Source organism: Hymenobacter sp. DG01, assembly GCF_006352025.1.
GTDB lineage: Bacteria > Bacteroidota > Bacteroidia > Cytophagales > Hymenobacteraceae > Hymenobacter.
This window is the reverse complement of record NZ_CP040936.1, coordinates 3,584,517-3,605,133: the sequence shown is the minus strand read 5'-3', so window position 1 is coordinate 3,605,133 and position 20,617 is coordinate 3,584,517. Positions and strand designations below refer to the sequence as shown.

General features: G+C 58.4%; 13 protein-coding genes and 1 pseudogene. 10 read left to right on the top strand and 4 right to left on the bottom strand.

The features are described from left to right. Positions 1–177 precede the first annotated feature (177 nt). From FGZ14_RS15275 to FGZ14_RS15260, 4 genes are all read left to right on the top strand, one after another. Entirely contained in the window at positions 178–1,086 is a 909-nt protein-coding gene (locus FGZ14_RS15275; protein ID WP_139925081.1) for a bifunctional 2-polyprenyl-6-hydroxyphenol methylase/3-demethylubiquinol 3-O-methyltransferase UbiG, read from the top strand. Positions 1,087–1,336: 250 nt separating this feature from the next. After that, complete coding sequence (locus FGZ14_RS15270; protein ID WP_139925080.1) at positions 1,337–2,962, top strand: Ig-like domain-containing domain; 1,626 nt, start codon at positions 1,337–1,339, stop codon at positions 2,960–2,962. Positions 2,963–4,051: 1,089 nt separating this feature from the next. After that, a complete protein-coding gene (locus FGZ14_RS15265; RefSeq protein WP_139925079.1) occupies positions 4,052–4,543 on the top strand; it encodes a DUF4385 domain-containing protein in 492 nt (163 codons plus the stop codon). Between the two features lie 54 nt (positions 4,544–4,597). Continuing rightward, entirely contained in the window at positions 4,598–5,080 is a 483-nt protein-coding gene (locus FGZ14_RS15260) for a hypothetical protein (RefSeq protein ID WP_139925078.1), read from the top strand. Between the two features lie 193 nt (positions 5,081–5,273). Here FGZ14_RS15260 and FGZ14_RS15255 read toward each other — a convergent pair whose 3' ends face one another. After that, the gene (locus tag FGZ14_RS15255) at positions 5,274–6,680 is read right to left on the bottom strand and encodes an inorganic phosphate transporter (protein WP_139925077.1); all 1,407 of its coding nucleotides are present in this window, start codon (positions 6,678–6,680) and stop codon (positions 5,274–5,276) included. 383 nt (positions 6,681–7,063) lie between these two features. Here FGZ14_RS15255 and FGZ14_RS15250 point away from each other — a divergent pair, with 383 nt between their 5' ends. Continuing rightward, complete coding sequence (locus tag FGZ14_RS15250; protein ID WP_139925076.1) at positions 7,064–8,581, top strand: glycine--tRNA ligase; 1,518 nt, start codon at positions 7,064–7,066, stop codon at positions 8,579–8,581. 192 nt (positions 8,582–8,773) lie between these two features. Here FGZ14_RS15250 and FGZ14_RS15245 read toward each other — a convergent pair whose 3' ends face one another. Beyond that, positions 8,774–9,175 (bottom strand): hypothetical protein, encoded by a 402-nt coding sequence (locus FGZ14_RS15245; protein WP_139925075.1) that lies wholly within the window; start codon positions 9,173–9,175, stop codon positions 8,774–8,776. 236 nt (positions 9,176–9,411) lie between these two features. Here FGZ14_RS15245 and FGZ14_RS15240 point away from each other — a divergent pair, with 236 nt between their 5' ends. The 3 genes from FGZ14_RS15240 to FGZ14_RS15230 all read left to right on the top strand — a co-directional run bounded on the left by FGZ14_RS15240 (position 9,412) and on the right by FGZ14_RS15230 (position 16,341). Next, on the top strand, positions 9,412–11,853 hold the full coding sequence (locus FGZ14_RS15240) for an RND family transporter (RefSeq protein WP_139925074.1): 2,442 nt from the start codon (positions 9,412–9,414) through the stop codon (positions 11,851–11,853). 167 nt (positions 11,854–12,020) lie between these two features. Further along, a complete protein-coding gene (gene ileS, locus FGZ14_RS15235) occupies positions 12,021–15,422 on the top strand; it encodes an isoleucine--tRNA ligase (protein WP_139925073.1) in 3,402 nt (1,133 codons plus the stop codon). Between the two features lie 259 nt (positions 15,423–15,681). Further along, positions 15,682–16,341: a lipoprotein signal peptidase gene (locus tag FGZ14_RS15230; protein ID WP_139925072.1), complete on the top strand. Its 660-nt coding sequence runs from the start codon at positions 15,682–15,684 to the stop codon at positions 16,339–16,341. A gap of 186 nt (positions 16,342–16,527) precedes the next feature. Here the strand turns inward: FGZ14_RS15230 and FGZ14_RS15225 are convergent, their stop codons facing one another. Then, positions 16,528–17,514, bottom strand: a complete 987-nt coding sequence (locus FGZ14_RS15225) for an aldo/keto reductase (protein WP_139925071.1) — start codon at positions 17,512–17,514, stop codon at positions 16,528–16,530. A gap of 220 nt (positions 17,515–17,734) precedes the next feature. On the opposite strand from FGZ14_RS15225, the gene FGZ14_RS15220 reads away from it, so the two are divergent. Next, entirely contained in the window at positions 17,735–19,729 is a 1,995-nt protein-coding gene (locus tag FGZ14_RS15220) for an ABC transporter ATP-binding protein (RefSeq protein WP_139925070.1), read from the top strand. 65 nt (positions 19,730–19,794) lie between these two features. Here FGZ14_RS15220 and FGZ14_RS15215 read toward each other — a convergent pair whose 3' ends face one another. Then, positions 19,795–20,292, bottom strand: a complete 498-nt coding sequence (locus tag FGZ14_RS15215; protein WP_139925069.1) for a DUF2199 domain-containing protein — start codon at positions 20,290–20,292, stop codon at positions 19,795–19,797. A 121-nt stretch (positions 20,293–20,413) separates the two neighbouring features. Between FGZ14_RS15215 and FGZ14_RS22350 the strand changes: the two are divergent. Beyond that, a pseudogene (locus tag FGZ14_RS22350) lies at positions 20,414–20,539 on the top strand (hypothetical protein); the annotation flags it as partial. Between the last annotated feature and the right edge of the window lie 78 nt (positions 20,540–20,617).

Here is a 20,617-nt window from a genome sequence, read left to right as displayed (position 1 = left end):
TGAGCACTTAGAACGTCATTCCGAGTGGAACGAGGAATGACGTTTCTGTTAGCCAAACCGGCCGCAGATTCTCTCAGGTTCTGCGGCCGGTTTGGTTTCGTACTTTCGTGTTGCGGCGGGTTGCTATGCCGAAAGATTGGCCGCAATCAGCGTAATCAAATTAATCAGCGCAAATCTGTGATTTACGAGCGTTTGGAGAAGTGCCCGGTCTGCGGGAAAACAGAGTTTCGCAACAAGCTGGTAGTAGAAGATAAGTCGGTGAGCAAGGAAAGCTTTGCCATTCAGCAATGCGAGGCCTGCTCGTTTCAGTTTACCAACCCCCGGCCCGACGCCGCCCATATCGGGCGGTATTATGAGTCCGATGAGTACGTGTCGCACAACAGTGGGGCAGGGGGGGTTATCAACCAGGCCTACAAGGTGGCGCGCTTCTTTACCATGCGTCGCAAGGTGGCCCTGGTGAACAAGCTGGCCCCGCGCAAGGGCCGCCTCTTCGACTACGGCTGCGGCACCGGTCATTTTCTGGCCGCGGCCAAGGGCAACGGCTGGCAGGTAGCGGGCTGGGAGCCCAACGAGCGGGCCCGGCAGGAAGCCGCCCAGCGCGTGGGCCACAACCTGGAGCTGCAGGCCGACCTGACCCGGTTTCCGGCCGGATCGTTCGACGCCATCACGCTTTGGCACGTACTGGAACACGTTCACGAGCTGAACGATACCCTGCAGCAGCTCATCCGGTTGTTGAAGCCCGATGGCACCCTGGCTATTGCCGTACCCAACGTGGACAGCCTCGACGCCCAGCACTACCGCCAGGACTGGGCCGCCTACGACGTGCCGCGTCACTTGTACCATTTCACCCCCAAAACCATGACCCAGCTGCTGAAAAAGCATAAGCTGCAGGTACGGGAGGTGTTGCCCATGCCCCTGGATGCTTATTATGTGAGTATGCTCAGCGAAAAGCACCGCGCCGAGCGGGGCGGCGGCATGCTCACGGTGCTGAAGGCGGGTTATAAATCAAACCAATACGCGGCCAGCCACGAGGGCCAGTACTCCAGCCTGATTTACGTAGCCCGCAAACGTCAGCCGGTGGGGTAGGGGAGGGGCTACTGGTTTATCCTACAAAGCATTATCATTCCGGGTTGGGCGAGAAATCGGGGGTAGCCTTTGCGGGGGCGCTCAGGTTTTTCGCCCGGCCCGGAATGACAGTTTTTAGCCGTTCCAGCGTTCAGCCTTGTACCTTCGACGCACGAATCAGACTCCCGGGCCGGTACTACCCCTGGCCTGGCACCAGAGCGATATTCGGGCTACCGGCCTACCCCCCGTAACCTCCGCGAACCTGTTTTCTATGCCTCTCCCTTCCCGAGCCAGTGTGCTCTTGTTATTACTAGGCGCCGCCGGGCTCCACGGCTGCGCGGCCATCAGCTCGCCCGAGGGCGGGGTGCGCGACACGACTCCGCCCAAGCTGTTGCGAACCGTGCCGGCCAACGGTGCCCGCAACGTCACAGGCCAGTCGGTGCGGCTGGAGTTTTCGGAGCAGGTGCAGATCAAGGACCTGCAGAAAAACCTGATTGTGGCGCCTCTGCTCGATGAGAAGAACACCTACAAAGTGCGGGAAGACCGCACGGCCATTACGCTCACCTTCGACAAGCCCTTCGCTCCCAACACTACCTACTCCTTTAACTTCGGCAACTCCATCAGCGACATTACCGAGAGCAACCCGGCCCAGAAGGCCATGGTGAGCTTCAGCACGGGGGCGCAGCTTGACTCCGGCTCGGTGCGGGGGGTAGTGACTGATGTACTTACGCAGGCACCCTATGAAAATGCCTCGGTGGTTTTATATCCCGAAGCCGACACGGCCAACGTGCGGCGCGGCAAGCCTTACTACCTGGCCCGCACCGATAAGCAGGGGCGCTTCGAGCTGAACTACCTCAAGGAAGGCCGCTACCGGGCCTTTGCCCTGGCCGATAAAAACCAGAGCAACCGCTACGAGGAAGGGGAGCGGATTGGCTACCTCTCCGACCTGCTGACCATAGGCCCCACCACCGACAGCCTGAACTTTCGCCTTACCCGCCCCGATACGCGCCGGCCGCTTATCACAACCCAGAAACCCAACCCCACCGATTTCCGGGTGTCGTACAACGAGGGGGTAGCCCAGGTAGCCCTGGCGCCCCTGGGAACCGCGGCCCCCGTCCCGGCCCTCGCCGAAGCCGTGCAGACAGCGGACCAGGGCCGGACGGTGGTGCTCTACCGCACGCCCGCGCTGGCGGAGGGCCGCTACCTGCTCACGGCCACCGACAGCGTGGGAAATACGGGCCGCGACACGGTGAGCGTGCGTTTCCAGGGCAACGCGCCTGCCCGCAAAGGCTCGGCGTACGTGGTGGAGGGCAACCCCCGGGAGGTGTACCGGCAAGGACAGGTGAAGTTTGTCTTTAAGGAGCCCGTGCGCCTGGTCTCGAACAAGTCCATCGGGACGCTGGTGGAGGACTCGGTGAAGCGCCGCCCCCTCCGCCTTCCCCAGGATGGTGCCCTGTCCGCCGACCGCTCTACGCTGGCCCTCGCCCTCAATACCAACGCCCGCCGCAACATTACCATTCTACTTGACAGCAGCGTTGTGGGGAGCATCACGGGGCAGAGCCTGGGCCTGAAACCGCTGCGCCTGCGGGTTACGGAGCAAAACACTACCGGCTCGCTTAGTGGTCCGGTACAAACCAAAGCTACCCGTTACTGGGTGCAACTGCTGGATGCCAGTAGCCAGGTGCAAACAACCCTCGATACCCCCCGCGGTACCTACCGCTTCGACTACCTCTCGCCCGGCACCTACCGCCTGCGGGTATTAATTGACGCCAACCAGGATGGCCGCTGGCAGGGCGGCGACCCGCAGCTGCGCCAGCAGCCAGAGCCTGTGTTTCTGTTTCCCAAAGCCATTGAGATACGCTCCAACTTCGATAACGTGGAAACCCTGAGCTTCTAAGAGCCTATTTCCGCAGCAGCGCCTGGCTCCAGCCTCTGGAGCCAGGCGCTTTCGTTTGCAGGGGTAGGGCACTCCTGCCCTTGGGGTGCTCTGTTTCCTACCCCTCCGTGCTGGCCGAAGGGTAGGATGCCAAGCGGTGTTATCCGGCTTGTTGGGCGTGGTTTGGGATTTGGCTTACGGGGTAGGGCCGGCAGGGGTGGCTTCCTGCTTAAAGTCCTATTTGCCTCTATATAGAACCAGGCCCATAAAGATATCCACAATTGAAATCAGGCTTTCTGGGCACCCAGGCGCTTTTTCTCTGTTTCAGCCCAACGAAATCCACATAGTTTTCCACTAAAAACCGCACAGGGCGCATAACCTGTGGATAACGGTGGGGAAACCTGCGGATAACTCGTGGAGAACTTGCGGAAAAGTTTTTTTGGCGCTTTGCCCACGTTGGCAGCCTCCCGGAGTGATAGCGCGACGGTGGATAAGAGTGGATAACTATCCCCCGAAAATCATACAATCCACATAGCCTTGTGGATGTGAATTGTGGATTTGTGCATAAGCTATGTGGATTGTTAAAAACTGGTTTAACTTCTAGTAAATCAATTAGTTATTATCCACATACCCTGTTGATAGGCGGTGTATAACTCCATTCTTGTGCACATGTTATCCCCGCTGTGCATAACTCTCAAATCTTATCCACTTATACACAGCCCTAACGACGGGTGACAAAAGAGAATTTATTTAAAAAAAGAATTTTAAAAGTTATTAACCTGTGGATAAGCGGACCGACTTCCGTTTCTTCCGAACGCCTCCGAATCGTCGTCCTCACATCTCCCAGGTCGCATCGGGTTTCAGGGGAGCCAGGCAAGACAGCGGGCTTAACCGGTAGGAGCAGGCCATCAGGCAGCCAAATTTCGGAGCAGGCCCAAAGAAGGGCGTTGCCTGAAAACGGATAGGAAGGCGCTTACTTGTTTATAACTAACGAGTTATCCACATCAAGGCGGCACTTTATCCACCGGTCTGGCTTCCGGACAGGAAAATGCACGGCCGCTACAGCGTGGGCGGCGTATAGAGGAGCCAACCCGCGCCTCCTCCCCGCTCATGCCCTTCGACTACAGCCTCGATTTTCGTACCGTTGACTTCCGGCAGCACCCCGAGCTGTACCGGGTGGGCAAGGGCGAGCAGGGTGTGCTGCTGGTACAGCCCTATAAAGGCGAGATTCTGCCCCACTGGCGCTTCCGGACGCCGGAGGTAGCCCAGGAGTCGGGGGAGAAGATTTACGGCCTGTTTGAGGCCTATTTGAAAGCGCACGACTTTGTAGGAGCCGACATGGCGCGCAAGTTCCTGCAGATGGGCTTCACGCGGGCCCGGCGCTACGCCAACCACCGGGGCGGCAAAAAGTACGATGGTCCCGTTCCTGACGACAAAAAAGGCCAGAGCGGCGCCCACGGCCGGGAGGAATTACCCCGTACCCCCGAGGACCCTGCCAAAGCTGCCGCGGCTGCCATTTTCAAGCAGCTGTGGGATAAGGCCAAGCAACACCCCGAGTATGTGCGCCAGCGCGCCGAGTTTGAGGCCCGCTACGGCAAATGACTCCGAGAAGCCTACCTTTACTTTCCCTGAACCTCTACCCTTTTAAAAACGGCTATGCAGACACCAGCCCAATCCTCCAGCACCGACGAAAACGAAATCACCCTCGGCATCGGCATGGGGCCCCTTAAGTTTGGCGCCTCCATGGACGAAGTACGGGCCCTGATGGGCGAGCCCGAGGAAATTGAGGAGTCGGAAGACGACGATGAGTTCGAGCACCAAGCCTGGAACTACCTCGAAGAAGGCTACTCCCTGTACTTCGACCGGGAAGACGACTACCGCCTGAGCTGCATCGAGACGGACCACCCCGGCATCCGCCTCTACGGCGAAGCCATTCATGGCAAGAGCCCTGAAGAAATTCAGGACCTGATGAAGCGCCACGGCCACGAGCAAAGCGAGGTGGAGAAAATGGACACCGGCGAGATGCGTCTTTCCTACGAGAAGGAAATGATTGATATGTACTTCGATGAAAACGAACTGCAGTTCGTCAACTTCGGCGTGTTTATCAACGACGATTTGGAGGTACAGTGGCCAGCTTAACCTGAGTTATCCACAAAAATCCGGGTTTTCCCTGTGGATAAGTTGATAAGGTGCTCATAACCGGGAGTTTTCAACAGCTTGTCCCACTTTGAGAGCTAAAATAACTAGCAAGTAAACTGCCTCATTTCTAGGTGAAAACAAAAAGACCGCTCCGGACTCCGGAGCGGTCTTTTTGTTTTATTCCAAGAATAACTTAGGAAGGCATAATGCTGCGGAACAGCAGAAACAGACCGCCGGCCAGCACCATCGTTACGGGCAGGGTCAGCACCCAGGCCAGGGCAATGTTGCGCACCATCTGGGGGTTGAGGTTCTTGATGCCGCGGTTGGCCACCATACTACCCGCAATGGCCGAGGACAGCACGTGGGTAGTGGAGGAGGGCAGGCCGAAGCCGGTGGAAGCACCAATCATGGCGGCGGCTACCAGCTCCGAGGAAGCGCCTTGGGCATACGTCAGGTGCTCCTTCCCGATCCGCTCCCCAATAGTTTTCACGATGCGCTGCCAGCCAATCATCGTCCCGATGCCCAGAGAAAGAGCTACCATCAGAGAAACCTGCCAGGGGGCATAATCCGTGAAGGTGCGCATCTGGGCAATGCTGTCTTCATACACCTTGCGGTCAGCGGAGCTCAGGGGCACCTTTTCGCTGGCCGTGAGTTTCTTGGCCCGGGTGTAAAGCAGCAGGATAGCCTTCCGGATTTCAAAGCGGGATTGCTCGGGCAGCTGCTTCACGTCGGTTTTGCCGGCGAAAATCTGGTCGAGGGTAGTGGTTTGGGTGCGCACTTCGGCCAGCAGCTTCCGGTCGGCCTCGCCCAGTTCAGCCGGGTTCAGCTTTTGCATTACCTGTTCCACCCGCGTAAGCGAGTCGCGCATATCCAGGGGATTGAGCTTCTGATTCAGGGCGAAGTGCACGGGCACGATGCCAATCAGAATCAGCATAATCAGGCCTACGCCCTTCTGCCCGTCGTTGGAGCCGTGGAAGTAGCTCACCAGGGTGCAGGTCGCAATCAGAATCAGGCGAATCCAGATGGGTGGGGGCTTGCGCTTGTGGGGCTCCTTAAAGATGGCCTTGTTGCGCACGAAGCGCCGCAGCAGAAACATCAGAACAATGGTCAGCGAAAAGCCGAACAGGGGGCTGATGAGCAGGGCCGCGCCGGTTTCGCCGGCCTTGCCCCAGTTCACGGCCGAGGCCCCGCTGCCGGGCAGCAGCGAGAAGGCAATGCCTACCCCCAGGATGGAGCCGATAAGGGCGTGCGAGGAGGAAGAGGGGAGCCCGTAGTACCAGGTGCCTACGTTCCAGATGATGGCCGCCACAATCAGGGCCCCGACCATGGCAATGCCGTGGTACACGTTCTGATCGACGAGGCTTTCTACGGGCAGCAGGTACACGATGCTCATGGCCACGCTGATACCGCCGGCAATAACGCCCACGAAATTCCAGAACGCCGACCACACCACGGCTACCCACGGCCGCAGCGAGTTGGTGTAAATCACCGTCGCCACGGCGTTGGCCGTATCGTGGAAACCGTTGACAAATTCAAACGCGCAGGCTGCTACCAAACAGGCAATCAGCAGCAACAGCACATGAGGCTCTAAGCCAAACATAAAGGGGGGATTGGTGAAGATTCAGTTTCGGTAACCAAAGGTAGGACCGCCCAAAGGGGGCGCAAGATTATGAAATTGTTACCGGACCCACCGACAAGCCCGGCTATCGAGGCGCTAAACGCAAGAAGTAGCGCCGGGTTAGGCCGCGGCCGCTGGAGCTCAGTAATTTATTGAAAGGCAAGGGTTCGGGGCTATTTGTGGGGGTAGGGGTAGGTAGCAAGCTCTAGCTTTGGCTACTTTTGCCACTGAGTAGCAGGAAGAAGGTAGTAAGTTGATAGCTGCCGCTGGTAATGCCGGCGGCCTGTTGCCTTACGGCCTTTGCCTGCCGGCTGCCTTTCCGCCGGTTCCTGCTGCTTACTACCTTCTACTTACTACCCTCCTTCATGAGCAACGAGCAGAAACCCGCCGCCACGGCCGAAAACACCCTGGCCGATATCGTGTCGCACGCCAAGGAATACGGCTTCGTATTCCCTTCCTCGGAAATCTACGACGGCCTGGCCGCCGTGTACGACTACGGCCCCAACGGTGTGGAGCTCAAAAACAACCTCAAGCAGCTCTGGTGGCGGGCCATGACCCAGCTCAACCAGAACGTGGTAGGCATTGACGCGGCCATCTTCATGCATCCGCTCACCTGGAAAGCCTCCGGTCACGTCGATGGCTTTTCGGACCCCATGATTGACAACCTCGACAGCAAGAAGCGCTACCGCGCCGACGTGCTGCTCGAAGACAAAGCCGCCGAGTACGAGAAAAACGGCGAAATAGCCCGCGCCGAAACTCTGCTGGCCGAAATGGGCCGCCTGCTCACGGCCGAGGACCTGGCCGGCGTAAAGCAGCTCATCCTCGACGAGAAGATTATCTGCCCCGTTTCGAAAACCGGCAACTGGACCGATGTGCGCCAGTTCAACCTCATGTTCTCGACGCAGGTAGGCGCCGTGGCCGACGACTCGAGCAAAATTTACCTGCGCCCCGAAACCGCCCAGGGCATCTTCGTGAACTTCCTGAACGTGCAGAAGTCGGCGCGCCAGAAGGTGCCGTTTGGCATTGCCCAGATCGGCAAGGCCTTCCGCAACGAGATTGTGGCCCGCCAGTTCATCTTCCGCATGCGGGAGTTTGAGCAGATGGAAATGCAGTTCTTCGTGCGCCCTGGCACCGAGGGCGAGTGGTACAACCAGTGGAAGGAAACCCGCCGCCGCTGGCACGAGGCCCTGGGCCTGCCCGCCGACAAGCTCCGCTTCCACGACCACGACAAGCTGGCCCACTACGCCAAAGCCGCCGTCGATATCGAGTATGAGTTCCCCTTCGGCTTCAAGGAAATTGAGGGCATCCACTCCCGCTCCGACTTCGACCTGATGCAGCACCAGACGCTCAGCCGTAAGAAGCAGCAGTACTTCGACAACGACATCAACCCCGAAACCGGCAAGCCCTACGGCAACTACGTGCCTTACGTGGTGGAAACCTCGGTGGGCGCCGACCGCCTGTTTCTGGCTACGCTCTGTCAGGCTTACCAGGAAGAAACCATTGTGGAGGGTGAGGGCGAGAAGCAGCAAACCAAAACCCGCAAGCTGCTGCGCCTGCACCCGGCCGTAGCGCCCATCAAGGCCGCTATTTTCCCGCTGGTGAAAAAGGACGGCCTGCCTGAAAAAGCCAACGAAATCTACAACTCCCTGCGCCACGACTTCCCGCTGGTGGTGGAGGAGAAGGACTCCATCGGCACGCGCTACACCCGCCAGGACCTCATCGGCACGCCCTTCTGCATTGCCGTGGATCATCAGACCCTGGAGGACAACACCGTAACGGTCCGTCACCGCGACTCCCGCGAGCAGACCCGCATGCCGATTGCCGAGCTGCGCGGCTACATCGGCGAGGCCGTGAGCTTCTCCCGCATTTTCGAAAAGCTGTAGCACGGACTTTAGTCCGTACACGCCCGGTGCCCAGAAGCACGGCACCGGACGGAACCGAGCCCTGTAGCACGGACTTTAGTCCGTACGGGTCCCGCGCTAGGCCACTGGCGCCGACGGACTAAAGTCCGTGCTACAAACAGAAAGGCCGCCGGATTGCTCCGGCGGCCTTTCTGTTTATACGGCTGAAACTTGCTACCCCCTAGTTTTCGCCCAACCAGGCGGTAGCGTCGCGGCGGGAGGTAAAGTAGTTGAACTCGACTTGGGCCGGAGTTGGGGGTAGGAGGCCAGGGAGCTACCGATCTGGTAACGGTACTGCCCCTCCGATACGACAGCGGCAATAAACAAAGGGCGCGGCAGCTCCTGGGGTAGCACCGTGGAAAGCGGGTGCAGCAGTTCGGCTTCCTCGGTCAGGGAAACGCTGTGCTTCAGGTCCAGGAGCAGCTTGCCCACGTTCCGGGCCAGCATGGCTTCCAGGGCCTGCTGATACGCCTGCCCGAACGATACGCCCGAGCGAGTGGCCGTGAGGTTGAGGTGCAGTGTTTGAGAGGCCGGATGGTAGGTGACAGCCGCATCCGGGGAATGGTAGAGGATCATTGCAATGAAAAATGACAGTCAATACCAGGTATAATACAAATGGTAGATACCGCAATGCACTGACGTATGGATATTTACGCGCCAGGGCTCATGAAATGTTCCCTATACTCAGAATAAAAAATAAAATAACCAACTAACTAACTCAGGCTGAGCTGTAACCTGTCGGCGGGGTTAATGCCGGAGCCGCACCGGATACCTGCCGGGGGTTGCGTACCTTTGCTGCATTTTAGCAGCCTATGTGGAGAAACCTTGCCCTGTTCGTCATTAAGAACCGCCGCCTGCTCATCGGGCTGTTGGCTATTATCACGGTGTTTATGGCCTGGGAAGCCCGGAAGGTGCAGATGACCTACGACTTCGCCCAGGTGGTAGCCCCCGACGACCCCGACATGGTGTACTTCCAGCAGTTCAAGCGGCAGTTTGGCGAGGATGGCAACGTGCTGGTGCTGGGCATGCAGGATAGCTCGGTGTATGAGCTGCGCAAGTTCAATGAGCTGCGCACCCTCACCGATACGCTCAGCAGGGTGCAGGGCGTAAACGGGGTGCTGGGTGTAACGCGCCTACCCCGCCTGGTAAAGGATACCGCCACCCAAACCTTCCGGGCCGAGCCTATCTTCCGCAACTTCCCACGCACCCAGCCCGAGCTCGACTCGCTGATGCGGGTGGTCAACTCCCAGGAGTTCTACAAAGGCCAGCTGATTTCGCCCACCACCGGAGCCACGCTGCTGGCCCTCACCATGGACCCCAAGTACCTGAATTCCAGCCGGCGCGAGGCCGTGATGCAGGAAATTCTGGGCCGCGCTGAGCGGTTTCAGGCGAAGACCGGCATCAAGATGCACTACGCCGGCCTACCCTACGTGCGGGCCACCATGACCACCAAAGTGGCCTCGGAAATGAAGCTGTTCGTGGCCCTGACCATTGTGATGATGGCCGCGACCTTGCTCATGTTTTTCCGAACGTGGTCGGCGGTGGTGTTCCCGCTGCTGATTGTGCTGATTGTGGTGACGTGGTGCATCGGGAGCATGGTGCTGCTGGGCTACAAGATTAACCTGCTCACGGGCCTGATTCCGAGCATCATCATCGTTATCGGCATCCCGAACTGCACCTACCTACTCAGCCGCTACCACTACGACTACCGCAAATCGGGCAACCAGGTGCTGGCCATGGCACGGGTGGTGCGCAAAATCGGGTTGGTAACGCTCATGAACAACACCACCACGGCCATTGGCTTCGTGGTGTTCTGCTTCACCAACATTGCTATTCTGTACCAGTTTGGGCTGGTGGCTACCCTCAATATTTTCGTGGCGTTTGCGGTATCGTTTATCCTGATGCCCATCATCTTCACCATTCTGCCACCACCTACCCCCAAGCAGCTGGAGCACCTGGAGGCCAAGCCCCTGACCAAGCTGCTGGAGTTCTTCGACTACCTGGTGCTGGAGCGCCGGCGCACGGTGTACCTCACGGCTCTGGTTTTGCTGGTGCTGGCTTCGTTCGGGGTAACCAAAGTGAAGTCGGTAAGCTACATGGTGGATGATCTGCCTAAGGACTCGTCGGTAAACTCCGACCTGAAGTTCTTTGAGCAGCACTTCAACGGCGTAATGCCTCTGGAAATGGTGGTAGATACCGGCCGCCCTAAGGGCCTGCTGAAGCTCAAAAACCTGGAGCGGATTGACCGGCTGGAAAACTTCCTGCGCACCCAGCCCGTGCTGACTACCCCCGTCAGCGTGGTGACCTTCCTGAAAGCCTCGACCCAGGCTTTCTACAACGGCAACCCCGAGTTCTATCGCCTCCCCGATAACTCCGAGAAGAACTATGTGTTCAGCTACCTGGCCCGCTCTCAGTCCACGAAGGGCACTGAGGGCCAGCTCACCAGCAAGCTGTTGCGGTCCTTCACCGACAGCACCATGCAGCAGGCGCGCATCTCGCTGAAGATTGCCGACGTAGGCTCGCACAACCTCGATACGCTGATCAACAACCGTATCAAGCCCGAAATCGACCGGATTTTCAAGGGCACGGACCTGAAAGTGAAGCTGACCGGTACCACCATCATCTTCACCAAAGGCAATGAGTACCTGATCGGGACGCTCAAAACCAGTCTCTGGCATGCGTTTTTGCTGGTTGGCGTGGTGGTCCTGATTCTGTTCCGCAGCATCCGGGCGGTGTTCTTTACCCTGCTGCCCAACTTCTTCACCCTGCTGCTTACGGGCGGGATTATGGGCTACTTTGGCATTCCGCTCAAGCCCAGCACTGCCCTGATTTTCAGCATTGCCCTGGGTATTGATGGCGACAACTCCATTCACCTGCTGGCCAAATTCCGGCAGGAAATGGCCGCCAACGGCCGCCGGGTAAAGGCTGCCATTACCACTACGCTTTCGGAGGCCGGTACCAGCATGATTTACACCAGCATTGTGCTGTTTCTGGGCTTTTCGGTGTTTGCCTTCTCAGAGTTCGGCGGTACTAAGGCCTTGGGCCTGTTGATGTCGGCCAGCCTGCTGATTACCAACTTTTCCAACCTGATTCTGCTGCCCTGTCTGCTCGTTACCTTTGAGCACGGCAAGGACGAAGACGTTATCGACCAATCCGGTATCCGTCATTACGACGACAACTACCACGAGGAAGACGATGACCTGGAACTCAACCTCAGCCGCATGCAGGTGCAGCCCAAAGGCATTAGTTCCTAGCCCTAGTCGCCTCACCCCATAGCCTCCTCTCCGAAAAGGAGGGGAGTTAGCTTAAAAATTAAAAATCTAGTTCTACTAGCTCTGCCGCTTCTATCTCTGGTCCTTCCTATCCTTTTTCGGAGAGGGGGCTAGGGGGTGAGGCGACTAGGGCTAAGACTCCCCACTCAATGAACTACCCCGAATACAAGCAGCCGCTCAACTACGGCCAGGTTGGTACCGATATCCTGGCGTGGTGGAAGCAGAACGGCATCTTCGAGAAGAGCGTGAGCACCCGCGAAGGGCAGCCCACCTTCGTATTTTATGAAGGCCCGCCCTCGGCCAACGGCGCCCCCGGCATTCACCACGTCATGGCCCGGACGGTAAAAGACATTTTCTGCCGCTACCAGACCTTGCTGGGTAAGCAGGTGTCGCGCAAAGGCGGCTGGGACACCCACGGTCTGCCCATTGAGCTGCAGGTAGAGAAGGAGCTGGGCATCACGAAGGAGGATATCGGCAAGAAAATCAGCATCGAGGAGTACAACCAGCGCTGCCGCGAAACTGTGATGCGCTTCAAGGCCCAGTGGGACGACCTCACCGAGAAAATGGGCTATTGGGTTGACCTCGATGACCCCTATATCACCTTCGAGCCCGAGTACATCGAGAGCTGCTGGGCGCTGCTCAAGAAGCTCTACGACAAAGGCTACCTCTACAAAGGCTACACCATCCAGCCCTACTCTCCGGCCGCCGGTACCGGCCTCAGCTCCCACGAGCTAAACCAGCCCGGCACCTACCGCGACGTGAAGGACACGACCATCGTGGCCCAGTTCAAGGTGAAGCGCGACGAGAAGTCGGAGCAGCTGCTTGCCGGAGCTGGGGAGGTTCCTACCTACATCCTGGCCTGGACAACGACCCCCTGGACGCTGCCTGCCAACACTGGCCTAGCGGTGGGGAAAGGCATTTCGTATGTGCTGGTGCGCACCTTTAACCCCTATACCGGCGCGCCTATTCGGGTGGTCCTGGCAGAGGCGCTGGTAGGCAAATACTTTACCGACAAGGGCAAGGAGGCTTCGCTGGAGGACTATAAAGCCGGCGATAAAGTGCTGCCCTGGCGCATTGAAGCGAATTTCAAAGGCGCCGATCTGGTAGGGATCCGCTACGAGCGCCTGTTCGGTCACGACAAGGGCTTCCCAGCGTTTGAGGGCGAGGAAAACGCCTTCCGCGTCATCAACGGCGACTTCGTAACCACCGAAGACGGTACCGGCATTGTGCATATTTCGCCCACGTTTGGCGCCGATGACTTCCGCGCTGCTCAACTCGCTGGCGTGCCCGCCCTGCTGGTAGCCGACGACGAAGGCAAGCTGGGCCCGGTGGTGGACCGCACCGGCCGCTACGTAGCTCAGATGGGCGAATTTGGCGGCCGCTGGGTGAAAAACTACGACGGCCACGACCAGAGCGGCGCCGACTACAAAACCCTCGACGAAAGCATTGCCATCCGCATGAAAGGCGACGGCACGGCCTTCAAAGTGGAGAAGTACGAGCACACCTACCCGCACTGCTGGCGCACCGATAAGCCCGTACTTTACTACCCCCTGGACTCTTGGTTTATCAAGACCACGGCGGTGAAACACCGGCTCATCGAGCTTAATAAAACCATCAATTGGCAGCCCGAAAGCACCGGTACCGGCCGCTTCGGCAACTGGCTGGAAAACCTGGTGGACTGGAACCTGAGCCGCTCGCGCTACTGGGGCACGCCCCTGCCCATCTGGCGCACCCAGGACGGCTCGGAGGAAATCTGCATCGGTAGCATTGCCGAGCTGAGCGCCGAAATTGATAAGGCCGTAGCGGCCGAGGTGATGACGCACAACCCCATTGCCACCGGCGAAATGAAGGATTTGCACCGCCCCTACGTGGACGACGTGTTCCTCGTGTCGCCCAGCGGCCAGCCCATGTACCGCGAAACCGACCTCATCGACGTGTGGTTTGACAGCGGCGCTATGCCCTACGCGCAGTGGCATTACCCGCTGGAAAACAAGGCCCAGTTCGAGAAGAACTTCCCGGCTGATTTCATTGCCGAAGGCGTGGACCAGACCCGCGGCTGGTTCTTTACCCTGCACGCTCTGGCGGTGATGTTGGAAGACTCCGTGGCCTACAAAAACGTAATGGCCAACGGCCTGGTGCTGGATAAAAACGGCAACAAGATGAGCAAGCGCCTCGGCAACGCCATCGACCCGTTCAGCACCATTGAGCAGTTTGGCCCCGATGCCACGCGCTGGTATATGATTGCCAACGCTCAGCCCTGGGACAACCTCAAATTCGACCTGAACGGCATCACGGAGGTGCAGCGCCGCTTCTTCGGCACGCTCTTCAACACCTACTCGTTCTACGCCCTCTACGCCAACCTCGACGGCTTCCAGGCCCGCGAGTTCGACCGGGTGCCCTACGAAGAGCTGACCGAGCTGGACCGCTGGATTCTCAGCAAGCTGCAGTCGTTGATTCAGGAAGTACGTGGCTACTACGATGGCTATGACCCCACGAAGGCCGCTCGCGCCATCCAGGATTTCGTGACCGATCAGCTCTCCAACTGGCACGTGCGCCTCTCGCGCCGCCGCTTCTGGAAGGGCGAGCTGACCGCCGATAAAAAGGCCGCCTACGAAACCCTGCAGGAATGTCTGGTAGTCGTGGCCCAGCTCATGGCCCCCATTGCGCCCTTCTTCGCTGAGTGGCTCTACCAGAACATGACCGGCGGTATGCGCGAGGAAGCAGTAGCCAAAAACACCCCACTAGCCCCCGAATCGGTGCACCTCACGCTGCTGGTGCAGGCCAACGAAAGCCGCATCGATAAGGCTCTGGAGGAGCGCATGGAGCTGGCCCAGCGTATTTCTTCGCTCACGCACTCCCTGCGGAAGAAGTCGGTGCTGAAGGTGCGCCAGCCTCTGCAGCGCATTCTGGTACCGGTGTTCAACGAGACTACCCGGGAGCAGGTAGGCAAGGTGGAAGACCTGATCTGCGCCGAGGTGAACGTGAAGCACGTGGAGTTCCTCGACGATACCAGCGGCGTGCTGGTGAAGTCGGTGAAGCCCAACTTCAAGCGCCTGGGCCAGCAGTACGGAGCCAAGCTGAAAGCCGTGGGTGCCCGCATCCAGCAGATGACCCCGGAGGAAATCAGCACCCTCGAAAAAACCGGTCAGCTGGCCGTGGAAATCGACGGCGAGGCCTACACCCTGGCCCCCGACGACGTGGAAATCCGCACCCAGGACCTGCCCGGCTGGCTGGTAGCCACCGACGGCCCGCTCACGGTAGCCCTCGACGTGACCCTGACCGAGGAGCTGCGTCAGGAAGGTGTGGCTCGCGAGCTGGTGAATCGCCTCCAGAACCTGCGCAAAGACAGCGGACTGGAAGTGCAGGACCGCATCCGCGTGACGCTTGGGCACCAGCCCGAGCTGGAAGCCGCCGTGCAGTCGTTCGGTAGCTACATCCGTGAGGAAGTGCAGGCCCTGGCCCTGGATTTCGCTCCTGATCTGAACGGCGGTTCGGTGCTGGAATTTGACGAGTACACCGTGCCTGTGCAGCTGGAAGTAGCAACTGCCTGATGCTGAGGTGCCAACCGGCTCTTGAAAAAGGTCGGTTGGCACACCGGCGCACAAAGTGCTGCGCTGTGTTCTTTCTGCGGTTCAAAAGGGCACAAAATGCCCTTCGAGCTACATACCAATGGCGCAATTACCCGCCTGCCTGCTTCGGTAGCAAAGTCCAAAAATCTTTGTCACTTTGTGCTACGAGAGGGGAGAGGTTCCGAGCCTGACAGAGCGTCAGGGCGAAGTCTCACTTCTAACCTCTCACTTCTCTCTTCGAATGAAGTACTGGAAATACTACCTCGTGGCCTTGCTGGTCATCGTCATTGATCAACTCTCGAAGTGGGCCGTGCACCGCTACATGCCCATGGGTATGCCCGGCGAAATTCCCGTGCTCGGCGACTGGTTTAAGCTGCACTACACCCTAAACCCGGGCATGGCTTTCGGGGTAGAGCTGCCCGCGCCCTACGGCAAGGTTATCCTGACCTTGTTCCGCCTGCTAGCCGTGACGGGCATTAGCTACTACATCTACCGCCTCTGGAAGCAACACGCGCCCAACGGCCTGATCATCTGCATTGCCATGATTCTGGGCGGGGCCATCGGTAACCTCGTCGATTCCATCTTCTACGGTGTTATTTACGACAACGCTCCCTTCGGGGCGCCTACCCCCTGGCTGCACGGGCAAGTCATTGATATGCTGTACGTGGACCTTTACGAAGGCATTTTGCCCGACTCCTGGCCCCTGGTAGGCGGTTCGCACGTTTCGCTCTGGCCGATCTTTAACATCGCCGACTCGGCCATTTTCGTGGGGGTAGCCCTGATTCTGATTTTCCAGAACCGCTTCTATGGGCAGCACCTGGAGGAAGCCCACCCCGTAGCCGCCGATGACGCTACCGCCGCCCAGGCCCGCCGCGACGCAGAGGCATCGGAAGTAGCGTAGAGAATTGCTTAAACAACGCTAAAAAGGCCCGCTGGAACTGTTCCAGCGGGCCTCTTTGTTCTATTAGTTACGCGCTGTCATCCTGTAAGCGAAGAACTTCTCTGCTGCAGGTAATTGTACTACTCCAGCGTAACCGTAAAGTTGGCTTCGGCTAGCTCCTCGGAATGACAGCTAGAGGTGAAATCCTTACCACACTTGGTGCACCAGCGGCTTGATGCGCTGCTCATATACGCCGCGTACGGCCTGCATTTGCTCGGCGGTGAGGGCGGGCAGCGCGGCGGCCTGCAGGTTCGATTCGAGCTGGTCGGGCCGGGAGGCGCCGGGAATCACGCAGCTTACCTCATCAAACATGAGCGCCCAGCGCAGGGCTACGGGGGCGAGGTTAGGCTGGTCGGGGAAGATTTTTTTCAGCTCCTCCACGGCTGCCAGGCCAGTTTCGTAATCTACGCCCGAGAAGGTTTCGCCTTTGTCAAAGGCCTCACCGTTGCGGTTGAACTGGCGGTGGTCATCGGGCGAGAAGGTGGTTTCGCGGGAGAACTTACCGGTGAGCAGGCCACTGGCCAGCGGCACGCGCACAATCAGGCCCACATCGTGGCGCTTGGCTTCCTGGAACAGCAGCTCCGTGGGGCGCTGCCGGAACATGTTGAAGATTAGCTGAACGGTAGTCACGTTGGAGAACATGAGGGCCTTAAGCCCTTCCTCTACTTTCTCCACGCTCACGCCCAGGTTCCGGATCTTGCCTTCGTCCTTCAGGCGGTCAAACACCTCAAAGATTTCGGGGCGGTAGTACACTTCCGTGGGCGGGCAGTGCAGCTGAATCAGGTCGAGGGTTTCGAGCTGCATATTGCGCAAGCTGGCTTCCACGAACTTGCGGAGCGCCTCGGGCTGGTAGGCCTCGTTAACGTGGGGCTGCAGCTGGCGGCCGCATTTGGTGGCCACGTACACCTGCTCAGAGCGGCTGCGCACTAGTCGGCCCACGGCCTTTTCGCTTTCCCCATCGCCGTACACGTCAGCGGTGTCAATGAAGTTGATGCCGCTATCTACGGCTTTGTTGAGGATAGCATCGGCGGTTTCGTGGCTGAACGGGTCGCCCCATTTGCCGCCTACCTGCCAGGTGCCAAGGCTAATTTCAGATATGTTGAAGCCGGTTTTGCCGAGTTTGCGGTAGTGCATGGGGTAGGGAAATGAGGTTAAATAGTTTTGTTGAAGGCAGGGCGTAGGCTGTCATTCCGAGCGAGGCGAGTAATCGGCAGTAATCGGCTGCGGTTCTTTACCAGCCAACCGAGGTTCCGAGCCCTGCTCCAAACGACAGTTTCCGTGTACGCCAAACAGCCGCCGCAAGCTACTGCCCGCCTGCCTATCTTTACTTTTTTCCGCCTCGCTTCCCGTCGTCGTGTCTCAGCCCATTCTGTCCGTCCGCAACCTGACCATCGATTTTGCCAGCCACCGTGGCAACACGCGGGCCGTAGCAGATATTTCCTTTGACCTGCGGCGGGGCGAAACGCTGGCCATTGTGGGCGAGTCAGGCTCGGGGAAGTCGGTGACGTCGTTGGCCCTGATGGGGCTGATTCCGCTGCCGCCCGGCCAGATTACTTCCGGTGAGGCGCGGTTTCAGTCGGAGGCGCTGGGGGAAGTGGATCTGCTTCAGCTCACCGATGAGCAGCTGCAGCGCGTCAGGGGCAACGACATCAGCATGATTTTTCAGGAGCCGATGACCTCCCTGAACCCCGTGTACACCTGCGGCAGCCAGGTAGTGGAAGCCCTGCGCCTGCACACCACGCTCACGGAGAAAGAAGCCGCGGCCCGCACCGTGGAGCTGTTTACGATGGCCCAGCTCCCCCGCCCCGAGAAAATCTTCACAAGCTACCCCCACGAAATCAGCGGCGGCCAGAAGCAGCGGGTGATGATTGCCATGGCCATGGCCTGCAACCCGGCCATCCTGATTGCCGACGAGCCTACCACGGCCCTCGACGTGACAGTGCAAGCGCGCATGCTCCGCCTAATCGACGACCTGCGCCGCCAGCACAACACGGCCGTCATCTTCATCACCCACGACCTGGGGGTAGTGGCTGAAATAGCCGACCGGATTCTGGTGATGTACCGGGGTAGGGTAGTGGAGCAGGGCACTATACTCGATATTTTCACCAACCCCCAGCACCCATACACCAAGGGGCTGCTGGCCTGCCGACCAAAACTTTCAGTTGGTAAAAAAAAGTTACCTGTAGTAGCCGATTTCATGCGTGAAACGGCCGATGGAGGCTTTATTGCCACTGAAACCAGTGCCACGCAAGTCGTTGAGGATGTTGAAGGTGAAAGTGATGGTTTAACCTCTCAAAACGGCAACGAAACCGCCAAAACGTTCCCCGTGGAACATTCTGTTTCACGCCCCGTGGAACCGCATTTTGGGCTGGAAACGGCCCCAGGTGCAGAATCAGGGCAGCCGTTATTATTGAGTACAGATCAGATTGGCGGTAGTGTGCCTGAAGGGCAAGTATCAGAAGATGCTACGGTAAGCTTGGCTGAGAAAGCAGGGGTAGGGCAAGCCGCAGCCCGCGTTGGCTCGGTGCCGCTGTTGCAGGTGGAGAACCTCAACGTGTACTTTCCCATCCGCAAGGGCTTCTTCAACCGGACCAAGGAATTTGTGCGGGCTGTGGATGGAGTGAGCTTCGATATTTACCCTGGCGAAACCGTAGGGTTGGTAGGGGAGTCGGGCTGCGGCAAAACCACGCTGGGCCGGACGCTGCTGCGGCTGGTGGAGCCTACCTCGGGTAGCATCCTGTTCGAGGGAGTGGACCTGGCCACGCTGCCGGCCGACCAGCTGCGCCGCAAGCGCCGGGAGTTTCAGATGGTGTTCCAGGACCCTTACGCTGCCCTCAACCCTATGATGACCGTGGGCGAGGCCATCCGGGAGCCCATGCAGGTGCACGGGGTGGGCGGCACCCGGCAGCAGCAGAAGGACCGGGTGCTGGAGCTGCTCCGCACCGTGGGCCTACGCGACGAACATTACCTGCGCTACCCCCACGAGTTCAGCGGAGGCCAGCGTCAGCGCATCTGCATAGCCCGGGCCCTGGCCCTGCAGCCCAAGTGCATCATCTGCGACGAGTCGGTTTCGGCCCTCGACGTATCGGTGCAGGCCCAGGTGCTCAACCTGCTCAACGACCTCAAGCGCGAGTTCGGCATCACCTACCTCTTTATCACCCACGACTTGTCGGTGGCCCGCTTTATGAGCGACCGGCTGCTGGTGATGCGTCAGGGAAAAATTGTGGAGAGCGGCCCGGCGGCTGAGCTCTACGCTAACCCCCAGCATGAGTACACCCGCCAGCTGCTGGCCGCCATCCCCAAGGATGAACCCGCCGACATCCGGGCCGCCGTGGCGGGTAGGGCGTAGGAGGGAAGTGCTTGCAAGTAATTGGATATCTAGAGCACAGGATTCCACAAGTTGAGGCTGGTGCGCTAGTGCAACAGTGGAGTCACTAACTCAATGACGCGGTACATTGAAATGCCATGCCGTTGGTCTAGCATTAGAGGATGATTCTCTTCGATAACCTCAACGCGTGGAATGGTGCCAACTGGTTGAGTATGGACAAGCGTACGGATATTTAACGTATCGGCATAGCCGGGAATAACCGTTTGCAGCCAGCCGAAATAAGCTGGCTCGTTCACCCGGTCCGGTTCATTCCATACTTCATTTGCCCGGATGAAGTTAGCTTCACTTAGGGAGGTCCAAACGTTCCAGCAGAATGGCTCTAATGACCCTTCTACCGGAATTTCAATGCGAGCCCGAATAAAGAAGTGTTCTTCATCCACTACACACAAGTCACTTGTTAGCTCAACTCGTTCCGCTCGTTCGGCCGGTGGTACACTGAAATAATAGTCTGGAAATTCTGATCCGAAGCACATCGGTATTTCCTCATGAAACTGACCGCAAGTAGTACAAGTGAATCCTGGCATAACCATTTATATAGATTAAATACGGCTATAAAGTTAGGAGGCCAACCGTTGTAGTTCCCCAACACCAATCGGCACTTTTTTGCCTGCACCCGCGTTTGTTCTGTAGTTTGATGTAGCCCTTACCGCAGCTGGATATCCAATCATTGTGGAGGTAGGCGACGGACAAGTGTCCGACCTTAAGGAGTGGGACTTAGCCGATTTTGGTCGTACGGTGCTGAGTGCCTTGGCCGATGCAACCCAAGCGTAACCTCCTTTTTCGACTAGAAATAGTTATTTCCCGATATATTCCGTATCATCTTTCTGAAGCCCGGCTCCGGGCTGGATT